The following is a 12,078-nucleotide window of genomic DNA, read 5'->3' as shown; positions in this document are numbered from 1 at the left end:
CTTATTTAATCGAAAAGGATTGACCCAACAATTCATCCACCTTTGTACCTGGTACTGGTAAAGAAAATAAATGCCCCTGTAATTGATCGCAGCCATGGGAAGCGAGTGTCGTTGCCTGTATATCACATTCTACTCCTTCAGCAATACAGTTAACGCCAAGACTCTTAGCAATATTAATCATTACTAAGGCAAGGTCGTCTTGGTGCTCTGCTCCACCGATTTCATTAATAAAGCTAGGATCGATTTTTATCGAATCAAAATGCAATTCTTTGAGCAAAGAAGGATTAGTGTGACCAAGACCAAAGTCGTCGATGGCCAAACTAAAGCCTAGGTCACTTAACGCATTGAGCGTTGCTTTAAGTTCATCCGCACGCTCTAGTAATGGGCGCTCTGCTATTTCTAGTTCAAACTGCTGTGGACTTAACTGATATGTGTTCAATAGTGTCATTAGCTGTTCTGTAAACATACTATTTAGCAAATGCTTTATCGACAGGTTTAAACACATTTGTAGGTGAGGGTAATCTTTTAACCACTCTACAAACTGCGGTATTGCAAGCTCAAAAACATACATACTTAAATGGCCATTTATCCCAGCACTTTCTGCAACATCGACAAATTGCTCTGCAGCGATCAATTCATCTTGGTGTTGCCAACGTGCGAGGACTTCTATTTTTTCTATAACCAGCGTCTGTGCATTTAATATGGGCTGAAAATAAGGTAAAAATGCTTTTTCTCTAAGCGCCTTTATCATGGCTGTTTCTTTTTCAAGATATAGCTCAGCTTCTTTATCGAGCTCAGCACAATAGAATTGGTAATTAGAATGTCCCACTTTTTTGGCTCTATACATGGCCGTATCGGCACTTTTCATCAATATATCGGCGTTTTCACCATCTTCGGGATATAACGCAACGCCCGCACTAAATGACACATTCACCTGAGTCGCTCTCAAATCATAGTCACCACTTGAAGCGTGAAATATTTTTTCCACCACATGCCGGACATGTTTTCTGTCGTCCATACTGTCAATCAGAAGTACAAACTCATCGCCACCAATGCGTGAAACCGTATCACATGCTCTGATACTCGCGGTTAGACGCTTAGCCACCTGCTTCAATAACTCGTCGCCACTGTCATGACCAAGGGAGTCATTAATTGCTTTGAACTTGTTTAAATCTAAAAATATCAGCGCAAACTGATGCTTGTGACGCTTAGCTCTTTTACATGACTGAACCAACCTGTCTTGCAAAAGTAACCTATTTGGCAAACCAGTTAATGCATCATGATGGGCCAAGTGATTCATTCTCTTTCGCATCAGGCGCGATTCCGTGACATCCTGAAACACCAACACAGCGCCAGCAATTTTATCGCCGCGAATGAAAATAGGTGAGCAACAAACCTCTATCGCAAAGTCGAGGCTAAGATGATTTCTAAAGCAAATCAGTTCACTAAGGCAAACAGTTTGAAGCTCTTGCATAGATTGCTGCATTGGGTCATTAATGGGCTCTTTACTATCTTCATGAAATAGTGGCATGATTTCTTGAAATGCTTTCCCTTTAACCTCATCGCTCAACAGAGCCAAAACAGCTTCAGCAACAGGGTTCATAAAGGTAATCTTGTTATCTATATCTGTGCAAATAACCCCATCGCCGACAGAACTTAACGTGATCGCCAGTAATTCATGCTGTTTTTGTAACTCACTTTGCTTAGCGACATCAACCAGCTGACCAAGAAACACCCCTTGTAAATGAGTATGATTGATTGAAACGATGAACTCTTCTTGATTCTGTGTCGCATGTAAAGGTCTAAATGACAATTGTGCAAAGTCATCACCCTCTTTTTGCCAACGTATAAATTTCTCAAAGCTAGACTCATCAATGAGCCCTTTTAACCCTAACTCAACCAATTTCTCTTCCGAAGTACGAAGCTGTTTGCACAGTCCTTGGCTAACAGCATATAAGGTGCCATTTTCACAAACCAAAAACTGTGCCGTTAAGCACTCCCTAAACACCTCATAATACAGCTCGCCATGTTCGCCAAAACCAATTTCTTGCTGTTTTTTTCGCGCGAAATAAATCACTCCGCCGCCTAAAACTATGGCCATCACAAAGCCAATAATACCAAGAGAAAAGTAGTTAAAAAGTTCAATTAGAGATTCATTACCGTACTGACCTACTTCGGTAAAAATCCAATTTTCTATAAACTGACTTATCTGAACACCAAATGAGAGGCCAACGAGCAGAAAAAAGACACTGAGTAACAGTTTTTGTGTGAGTCGATTCATATGCATTCGCGCAAAATCAATAGAGTTATAAAAATATCCTTAGTATCAATTAAGCTTAGACTCTGATGGTCAACTTTAACAGTCACTGCAATTAATTGATTATTTATATTTCTGGAATTTAACCTACTTTTGTCCTAAATCTATTAAGGGCAAGGTTATTGAGATCAAGTAATGATAAGCATAAGCGACGATGTAAAAGTGGTTGAAAACTTTGTGCGCGTAGCGCAAATAATCGCGAACTTGGAGTCCATTTTAACCCAAGCGAAAAACCTTTCTCTGACCGCTAAAAATGCACGAGTCGTAGCACTAAGAGCAGGGGATGCAGCGCTAGGTTTTAAACCCATTACCAATTTTATCGATGAGTTCTCAGAACAAACTATTGCTTCTACGACTAAAATTGCGGACTTATCTAATCAGCTGTTTAAAGTCGCGCATAAATTAGTACGCTGTAGTCAATATTTTCATCAAATGACACTACTCAAAACACATATAAACTCAAAGCAAGCAGATGCTATGTATCAAGAAGCGCTTAAATCACAGCGACGCGCAGCGTCACAACTATCTCTGGCTCTGAGCGAACTTGAAAATCACTTTGAAGACATTCAAAAACAAATGCAAAGCGCCGAATATATTGCCGTAACCAGTAGAGTTGAAGCCACCAATGCTGGGGACTTTAGTGACAGTTTGCAATCTGTATCTGACTTTATTGCAAGTGCAGCTAAAACAATCAAAACCGCTGTTGTATACAACTTAAGTGAAATCCATACTCTAAGGGGAGTTTTAAAGTGAAACTAGCGGAATTATACAAAGGAAAAACACACAGTTGGATGATGCTTGAATGCAGTGGCTCAAAAAACGATACACACAGCGCGGTTAATCAATACTTTATTCACAGTGAATATGAATCGTTGCTAATGGACCCTGGTGGGATTGAACTATTCTCTCCAATGTTAGCAGCTGTCTTACAGCATACTGAACTCGATAAATTGACAACCTTGTTTGCATCCCATCAAGATCCTGACATTATTGCAACTTTAAGTTTATGGGATAAAGCCATCGCAAACGCCACGTTATACGCGCCCTCTTTATGGGATCGTTTTATCGGCCACTTTGACTTAGACAATCTTCATTTTGAAGGCGTCAGTGATGAAGGTGGGGAAATTCAATTGGGTGGCGTGCGCTTACGCATACTTCCCGCACACTACTTGCACGCAGCTGGCAATTTTCATCTATATGATCCCACAGCTAAAGTTTTAATGAGTGCTAATGTTGGTTCAGCAATCAAAGCGCCGAGTGATACTAAATTCGTGGAAGATTTTTCACTGCATGTGAAACATATTGAACAATTTCACAAACGCTGGATGCCGTCTAACCAAGCTAAAGCAAACTGGATTGCCAGAGTTAAAGAGCTTGATATTAATATACTTGCACCCAATCATGGCAAGCTTTATAAAGGCGAGCAAGTACAAGAGTTTTTGGAATGGTTTGATAAATTAGATGTAGGTAGCGCTGCTAAATGAACACCAAATTGTTCAGTCTGTGAGAATTTATAAAGCGCTCTGTCATATCAGAGCGCTTGGTCTTTTATGTAGCTACTGGGTATAACTTAAAATAGGGTAGTCACGACACACACTTTGTACTTCATTGATAAACCCATCTCTTAGTTCTGGATTCAAACGGTACTCCTTCTCGCTGACAATGTGCACAGCATCTAAAATACGGCACACCAACTCGACCACCTTTTTACAGCCAATTTCATCCATATGTCGCTGCGCAAGTGCACCGGTGCCAATTCTCAGTCCACTGGTAACAAATGAAGAACGGGTTTCACCAGGGATCCTGTTTTTATTCACCGTGATCCCACACTCTTCCAACGCCTCTTCAGCGATTGTACCTGTGAGCTCTCCTCTGAGCTTGATTAGCACAGTATGATTATTCGTTTGACCGCCAATCACTTCATACCCATGAGCATTAAACGCATCAGCAATGGTATCAGCAGCATGGCGGATACGAGTAATATATTGTTTAAATTCAGGCTTTTGTGCGTAGCCAAATGCAGCGGCTTTTGCAGCAATAATGTTCACCGCGGGGGCGCCCTGCATCATAGGAAACACAGCGCGATCTAGAATACGAGAAAAAGGCAAGTTGAAGCCGGGTACGATGTCATTTGCATCTCGACCAGACAATATTAACCCACCTCTAGGGCCTGCCAGCTGTTTGTGCGTACAAGTTGTCGTTACATGGGCATGATCAACAGGGCTTGGATGTAACCCAGTGGCTACTAACCCCGCAATATGAGAAATATCCGCCATTAAAATGGCACCAACCTCATCCGCTATCTCTCTGAAACGAGCAAAATCAACCACCCTTGAATAGGCTGTTGCGCCACAAACAATCAGTTTTGGGTGATGCTCATGTGCAAGTCGGCGAACTTCCTCGTAATCTATCAAACCCTCATCTGTCGTCCCATAGCCAATTGCTTTATAAAAAGTGCCAGATACAGTTACTGGGCTGCCATGCGTTAAATGTCCACCATGATCTAGAGACATCCCTAAAAAAGTATCACCGGGCTTCAGCAACGCTGAAAACACTTGGTAATTTGCATTAGATGCTGAGTGTGATTGAACATTCGCATATTGCGCTCCAAACAGTGACTTTGCGCGTTCAATGGCCAATGACTCAACTTTATCAACATTTAAACACCCTGCATGATAACGTTTACCCGGTCCGCCTTCAGCTGTCACATTCACCAAAGCAGATGCTGATGCGGCCAGCGTTCTAGGGTCTACAGTGCAACAAGATGCCACCAAAGATAATGTATTGTGCTGCCTGACAACCTCATCATCAAGTAACCTTGCAAGTTCAGCGTCTTGCCGACTTAATTCGAGTATGCCCTTTTCTAATAAACCTTGTTGTCCTGAGATAAGTTGTCTATCAAAGTTCATAAAAGCTCCTTCTACGCCTCTTTGTTATTAATATATTTATATGAATAGTTATGTAAAACATCTGCTACTGGCTGGCAGATAAAATTAAAACCGCAAACCCAGCTAAAATAATGGCACTTACTCTCTCAATACGGGTAACATGCTTTTGCAGTATTTTTTGCGCCTTCACCCCAAGTAGCACCAGCCCACCCTCAGCAAAGACTTCAATCACTAAAAAAGTAAGTAGTAAAATTAAAACAAACGAAAAATCTATCGTGCTGACATCAACAATCGTTGGAATAAACGCAATCCAGAACAAAATTATTTTGGGGTTAGATAACGCCAGCAAAAAGCCTTTGAAAAAATAGCCTGAGTGCACTTCACTGCTAGCTTCAACCAGTCCTTTCGAGCTATTTATCCAAGTACTCGTTGCTAAATACAACAAATACCCACTACCTATGACCTTAAACCAGTCTATTAATTGCTCGGATGCAACATTCATAGAGTTCAGTCCAAACAATGCACATAAAATCAATACAGCGAAGCCAAGCGCGCCGCCTAAAACTAATTGCAGCCCTTTACTGTGCCCTGACTTTATTGAGGTAGTCAGGGCTAACATGGCATTTGGACCTGGACTAAAAGACATAGCACTACATGCTAATACCAAAATAAACCAATCACTTAGAACCATAAAAACCTCCCTAATAGAGGGACATTTTATGGAGAAAGAAAGAAAAAAGTGCTATGTTATCTGGACTTTTTTTAATGATTTCTGGTCATGTCGTGTGAATAAAAGACCTCACTTTTCATTGTTACTCCTACCGGAGTTTTCTTTGCTGCCTTATGCTAGCTTTTTAGATAAGTTGCGCTTTTCCTCCGATGAAGCCGATTTTAGCTCTCAGAAATATTGCAGTTGGGCATCCTATGCTTTAGATAAAGATCTCATTGCCTCTAGCTGTGGCAGTATGCATAAAGTCACGAGCTTATCTAACGAAGATAATTTAACACCCTTCTATCAATCAGATTTCGTTGTTGTTTTTGGTGGAAGAAATATTTCATCTGCGATTGAAAAAGCACAAACATTAAAACCGTTAATAAAAAAAGCATATGCTTTAGGCGCGCACTTGGTATCAATTGACAATGCGGTGTTCTCGTTCGCACAGTCAGGAATGTTAAGCAATCAAAAAGTAACTGTACACTGGCGACATCACCAGCAGTTTTTAGCCATGTTTCCTCGTCTCAACCTCGCAAAAGATTTACTATTTGAAACGCAAAATAGGATCACAACCTGTGTTGGAGGCACTGCAACCGTTGAGCTTGCTATTGAGTTGATCTCTACATATCTTGGCAAACCACAGGCTAGCAAAGGGCTTGCTGACATGATCATTGAACAACCCAGACTCAATCAGTTAGAGCCAAATTTTGCCGATATCCCCAATGTCAACGACCCTCTACTAAACAAAGCTCTGACCTATATCTTTGAGTCTATTGCGCACAGACAAACTATTGAGGAAATTGCCAATCGCACAGGGATCAGCCGCAGACAGCTTGATAGAAAAATGGAGAAGCGATTTCAATGCTCTGCCTCGCAGTATTTACATCAACTAAAAATGAAGCAGGCACGATGGCTACTGCTCAATACTCCACAAAGTATCTCGCAAATAGCGGAGTCTGTTGGTTTTGATAATCTAGAGTACTTTAGGCAGGCGTTTAAGCGATTTTTTCATAAAACTCCCAGTAAAGTACGCGACGAAGCCTCGCAGTAAAACATACGTGCTCAATGCTTAAACTTTTATGCATCAGACTTTACATCCAAAAGACTTGGACGATTAGATTAACTTGCACGTCATAGTAAAAATAAATGATAAGAATGGAACTTATTATGTTTTTGACATGCAGTTATGTCACACACTTCAGTACTTTGATCTGCCTGTTTATATCGTTCTTTGCACAATCTCCTACGCATGCATATCAAGCAATAGGTAAATACGCGCAACTCCAACACTACCCGCAGGGTTCAGATCGTGCTGTAGGTGCCATGATCACCCATCGTTCCCATCTCTCTATACAATCGCACTCAACAAACACGACTTACTTTAAAAAAAAGCCCTTAGTAAACAATGCAATAAACTTGAGTGAAAGCTTTATAAATGAGTTCTATAAATTAAGAGAAAACGATTAAACTGGAACTAAAAGGCCTGAGTCCGATAGCGTATCGAAATCAGGCCTTGATAGCCGCTTAGAAATGAGACCAATTTTATAGGGTCACTTCACTATCGTGCTTTCATCACTCGTAAGCTCTATTACCCTCGGTAAGAGACCCCAAACCAAACGGAGCGACCAAATTCAATTTCACTGGCCAACATTTGTTGATGTTCACCTGTCATACTGCGACGCTTTTCGTTGGTGAGATTTCGCACTTTGGCTTTCATCACCCAGTTTTTGTTGACGTCATAGCGCAACTGCATATCCCATTGTGAAAAGGCTTGCCACACCTCACGAGTTTGAGCAGTAAGCGGCAACGGCTGATAAGGTGAGTACTCACCTGCGTAGTGATAGCCCAAACGGATCTCTGTTTTGCTGCCAACAAATCGATAATGTGCAATCACGTTCGCCGTTTTATCAGCTTGGCCAAATTGATAATCTAAGCAAGACACTGCTTGATTGGGTATTTCGTAGCATACCTCATGCGACAAAATCGTCGCATTTGCCACCAGCCCGAAACCTCTTAGGTGCCTTGACCACGCAGACCAGTCCTGCAATGTTAAACTCAATTCAACGCCATTGACTTCAGATTGACCATAGTTAGACTTTTGCTCAAGTATCACTCGGTTATCTTGCTCACCCAGTACAGTACGCGTATCCACTGCGGTGTCATCAATATACTTTTTAAATAGCGCCATTGAAGCCAGATTGCCATCTCGCCAATAATACTCAGTTGATAAATCCCAACTCTCTGCAAGGCTGGTTTTTAAGTTTGGATCGCTTCGTTTGATAACCGTATAGTCACGCCTTTCATTCACAGAGTTTAGGTTATTACTGGCAAAATAATCAGGTCTCGCAACGCTTTGCCCAACACTGGCAAATATGCGCCAATTGTCAGTTATATCATAACGACCGCGCAATACGCCCAACCACTGCGAGTCTTTCAGAGAAAGTGTATTGGGCGTCACGCTTTGGGTGTTCATATTAATATCTTGCCCTTGCGTTTCTTGCTGCCATGATTCGTAACGAGTACCGATAGACCAGCGCCACCTATCAGATTGGTTAATTAACTCAATATGTGCAGCACTGACTTTATCGACGCTATTAAAGTCATGTCTCAAGCTTGCGAACTCACTAGCATTGTTATTTAACTCAAAGCCACTGATATTTTCATCAAAGTAATTACTTACATACTCACTGGACAACCAAGGTAAATTAAGTCCAAAAGCATCTACCGAATACCTGCTGTCACCAACAAGCTTGCCAATTGGGATATCTTTTTTGACATCGTATCGATTTACATCCCTATTAGATCGCATCTTGCTGTGTGTATAGCGCAGTCCAGACTTTACGCTCCAACCCAACCTGCTTCCTTCGGCATGCCAGCTATACAATACTCGTGAGTCCAATATGGTGTTGTTATTTGCTCTGCGTTGTAACTCAAATTCGTCAAGCTTGATGGTACGAGGGCTCTGTGCAAAACGAGGATCGTTTACTGACCAGCTCCTATCACTGTAGAACCCAGTATATTGATACCCCAACAAGTGATATTCTTTTGGACTGGTTGCGCTTTGCCACACGCTTTCTTCATCTTGCCTATCTGAACTCGCTTCACTGTAAGCAATGTCAAAGCTAAGGTTTTGGCGTGAGCTAAGCTCGTTTTTAAAATGTATATGACTGCCAAGCTGTCTACGTGCAGTGTCCCTATAGATAGTATCCAGAACTAAATCAGCCTGTTCAATCTCAGCCTGATCTTGCCTCACTTTTACTGGCGTTCTGGGCACTTGCTCAAATGCAAAGCTATTACGCGGCTCATTCTCTGTTTGTTGGTAATAATAACTATGCCAAAACCCATAGCTTTGCTCTGTTGGAGCTGCTTCAAGCTTGATTGAACCGCCCTGACGTACCCAAACATTTGAATATGCCGATTGGCGAGAGCGATTAATAAACGCTTGCCCATCTTTATTAACATGGTACTGATTACTGAGGTTACTTTGGTCTCGTGATTTTTCTGAGTACATACCAAATGCAACCAAACCAAACTGTGAGTCTTGCCCAAAAACACGGCTGTATTGGCTACGAATATTTAAGCCTAGCTTGTCGTCATCATCGGGCACATTTTGATAACTATACTGAGATAATTCAGCATCAAACCTGAAGTGTGGAGAGCGTTTTTCAAAAGCACTGTAGCTCTTAAGATCCATCACAGCCCCAACAGAGTTACCATTAAAGCTCACATCTGGGGTCTTATACAACCACAGCTGACCCACAGAAGATGCCGGAATAGTTTCTAAATTGACGCCCCGAGTGTGCTGCCGGTCACTGGCAAGCGCCATCCCATCTAGCGTGACCGAGTTCATTCCTGATTGCACACCACGAACAGTCACTAACTGCCCCTCATCCGAATCATTGATGGTATGCACCCCCACGATGCGACGATATGAATCTGCGACATTAATATCCGGCAGCTCGCCAATATCATCTGCTGCGATTAAATCAACAAGGCCCACTTGATAGTTGTGCTTCAGCCATACCGCCTCAGTGCTTGCCCCCTTTTGACCTAATACGCTTATTCTTTCGATCTCACTGTTATTCTTAGACCCAGATTTACGCTTTTTCCTTTTAGCATCATGTGCCTTATTTGGCCGGTAAACAATGAAGCCAGAACTTGCTTGCTTAACTTTAAGGCCAGTATCTTTGAGCAATATTTGAAGTAGTTCATCAAGTGTAAATTGTCCTTTCACTTGTGCCGTTTGGTATCCTTTAAGTAAAGCTGGCTGAGTAAAAATAGACTGCTCACTTTGCTTAGCCACTTGAAATAACGCCTGGACTAGGGGCTGAGGCTCAATATCAACACGAAGACTTTGCTCACTTGCAATTGCTAACGTGCTTAACTGCAGACCACTCAACAATAAAAATAGATTTCGCATTACACTCTTACATTAATTCGTTTTAACCATGGCAGGCTTAGTAAGCAACCATGTGTCACCTGACTGCGTGTATTCTAATGACAACATCGCAGCAAGATCTTGTATCACAGACGGAATATCTTGGGTTGAAAATGAGGCAGTGACTCTCAGCTGTTCCACATCTTCACCAGCCACAATAATCTGGCCAGCGTAATACCGATTTAGCTGGGCGACAATTTGGTCGAGAGGCGCATCTTGATAAATCAACTGTCCTTGCTGCCAGTCATCAATCACTGTTGGATCAATAGACGTTACTTGACTCAGCCCTCTGCTGTTATCTGCAATAATGACCTCTCCTGCTTGAAGTTTGGCATGCCTGTCTTGCAGCTCCACTTCAACTTGCCCCTGTGCAACCGCCACTTGAATCGAGCTCGGATTGAAACGCACATTGAACTCTGTGCCTATGACGGTAATATTCACTTGCCCAGAAGAGACAATAAAGGGCCGAGCTTTATCACTAACAACATCAAAATACCCCTCACCGGAAAGTAACTTCAATGATCTTGCTTGATTTGACATAGACACCAACAACTTACTATCAGGGCCAAGCGTCACCACACTGCCATCGACTAACGGGTATGTTTCAACTTGCGCTGTTTTAGTTTGATATATTTGCTGTGCTATGACAGGGTCAGTTTCTTGTCGCTCTAGTCCTAACCAACTCAACAGGGATATCAACATGACACTCGCCGCAATAGCAAGCCAGCGATATACATGGTTATTCGCTGCTGACTTATCAGTATTAATTGTTACTTTTGACGAGTTTTTTAATTGCTCAACAAGCACTTCAGAATCTGAGCTTTGTGCCACCGGTAATTGCTCTACCAATGAAAGCGTTTCTTCTAGGCGTCTATAAATACGCTCATGTTCGGGGTCTAAGATCAGCCACTGTTCAAATTGCATTTTTTGTTCAAGATCCAATTCATCTTGAATCAGCAACCAGTGGGTAGCCTGTTGTTCGATAAGTTGCTTCGAAGATGTTGTATTTAAGTCAGTGTCAATGCGGCTGAAAACATCATTGGGTTTAGTCATTAGCACTTACCTTTGTATGGTGATTTAACGCGTTACTGCAAATAAGCACTGCTTTAGCGACCTGACGCTTTACTTCTGTTTGCGACATCTCGCAACGTCTGGCAATTTCGGCATAAGACATTTGATGAACCCTGTTGAGCAGAAATAATTGTCGCTGCTGCGCAGGAAGCTGCATTAAAGCTTTATCTATCAATGCCAATTTCTGCTTATTGTTTAAATCGAATGACGGCTCTCTGTCGTCCAAACTGACATCAGGATCAGAGATTTGTTCGTCAATATAGCGCTGCCGTGTTTTTTCTGAACGCTTAAAGTCTAACACCAAGTTTTGCGCCATTTTATACAAAAATGCACGGTGATTTTCGATTTTATCTTGATGCTCAAGCCGAGAAAAGCGCTCAAATGTTGCTTGTACTATATCTTCAGAGTCTGGTGGCTCGCCAAACTTACTTTTTAAAAAAGCGCCAATTTCTTGGCTGTATTTGTGGTACAAACTAGTGAGCAAATGACTTTTTAAATGGCTGATTTTTGATGTTGTCTTTACTGTCTCAGACAAGTGCGTGCTCTCTAGCTCAAAAGTAAAACGATGGCAATGAAATGACCAAATGATGTGCGATTTTATCACTGCGCCCTTAAGTATGACAAGTCAGCCAAATTTCCTAAAACGCAA

9 protein-coding genes are annotated in these 12,078 nt (G+C 41.8%); 3 read left to right on the top strand and 6 right to left on the bottom strand.

The window, feature by feature from the left end; all coding sequences use genetic code 11:
* Position 1: 1 nt before the first annotated feature.
* Positions 2-2,281, bottom strand: coding sequence for a putative bifunctional diguanylate cyclase/phosphodiesterase (locus QNM16_RS14010; RefSeq protein ID WP_284021067.1), 2,280 nt, complete (start codon positions 2,279-2,281; stop codon positions 2-4).
* Between the two features lie 171 nt (positions 2,282-2,452).
* Between QNM16_RS14010 and QNM16_RS14005 the strand changes: the two genes are divergently transcribed.
* Both QNM16_RS14005 and QNM16_RS14000 read left to right on the top strand, forming a co-directional pair.
* Positions 2,453-3,070 carry a chemotaxis protein gene (locus QNM16_RS14005; RefSeq protein ID WP_284021066.1) on the top strand — a complete coding sequence of 206 codons (618 nt, stop codon included), beginning with the start codon at positions 2,453-2,455 and terminating at the stop codon, positions 3,068-3,070.
* Positions 3,067-3,801 (top strand): oxygen-binding di-iron domain-containing protein, encoded by a 735-nt coding sequence (locus QNM16_RS14000; protein ID WP_284021065.1) that lies wholly within the window; start codon positions 3,067-3,069, stop codon positions 3,799-3,801. Before QNM16_RS14005 ends, QNM16_RS14000 begins: the two co-directional genes overlap by 4 nt.
* 72 nt (positions 3,802-3,873) lie before the next feature.
* Here QNM16_RS14000 and QNM16_RS13995 read toward each other — a convergent pair whose 3' ends face one another.
* Together QNM16_RS13995 and QNM16_RS13990 are read right to left on the bottom strand one after the other, a co-directional pair.
* Positions 3,874-5,226 carry a serine hydroxymethyltransferase gene (locus tag QNM16_RS13995; RefSeq protein ID WP_284021064.1) on the bottom strand — a complete coding sequence of 451 codons (1,353 nt, stop codon included), beginning with the start codon at positions 5,224-5,226 and terminating at the stop codon, positions 3,874-3,876.
* Positions 5,227-5,290: 64 nt separating this feature from the next.
* Positions 5,291-5,896: a LysE family translocator gene (locus tag QNM16_RS13990; protein WP_284021063.1), complete on the bottom strand. Its 606-nt coding sequence runs from the start codon at positions 5,894-5,896 to the stop codon at positions 5,291-5,293.
* A 28-nt stretch (positions 5,897-5,924) separates the two neighbouring features.
* Here QNM16_RS13990 and QNM16_RS13985 point away from each other — a divergent pair, with 28 nt between their 5' ends.
* On the top strand, positions 5,925-6,971 hold the full coding sequence (locus QNM16_RS13985) for a GlxA family transcriptional regulator (RefSeq protein ID WP_284021062.1): 1,047 nt from the start codon (positions 5,925-5,927) through the stop codon (positions 6,969-6,971).
* A gap of 537 nt (positions 6,972-7,508) precedes the next feature.
* On the opposite strand, the gene QNM16_RS13980 is transcribed toward QNM16_RS13985, so the two are convergent.
* From QNM16_RS13980 to QNM16_RS13970, 3 genes are read right to left on the bottom strand one after another with little or no spacing between them, the layout of a single operon-like run.
* Positions 7,509-10,340, bottom strand: coding sequence for a TonB-dependent receptor (locus QNM16_RS13980; RefSeq protein ID WP_284021061.1), 2,832 nt, complete (start codon positions 10,338-10,340; stop codon positions 7,509-7,511).
* 12 nt (positions 10,341-10,352) lie between these two features.
* The gene (locus tag QNM16_RS13975) at positions 10,353-11,411 is read right to left on the bottom strand and encodes a FecR family protein (protein ID WP_284021060.1); all 1,059 of its coding nucleotides are present in this window, start codon (positions 11,409-11,411) and stop codon (positions 10,353-10,355) included.
* On the bottom strand, positions 11,404-11,964 hold the full coding sequence (locus QNM16_RS13970) for an RNA polymerase sigma factor (protein ID WP_284021059.1): 561 nt from the start codon (positions 11,962-11,964) through the stop codon (positions 11,404-11,406). The genes QNM16_RS13975 and QNM16_RS13970 overlap by 8 nt, the downstream gene beginning before the upstream one ends.
* Positions 11,965-12,078 lie beyond the last annotated feature (114 nt).

It is taken from the genome of Pseudoalteromonas umbrosa (assembly GCF_030125375.1).
Taxonomy (GTDB): domain Bacteria; phylum Pseudomonadota; class Gammaproteobacteria; order Enterobacterales; family Alteromonadaceae; genus Pseudoalteromonas; species Pseudoalteromonas umbrosa.
The sequence above is the reverse complement of the archived record's forward strand: the minus strand, read 5'-3'. Positions and strand labels throughout refer to the sequence as shown.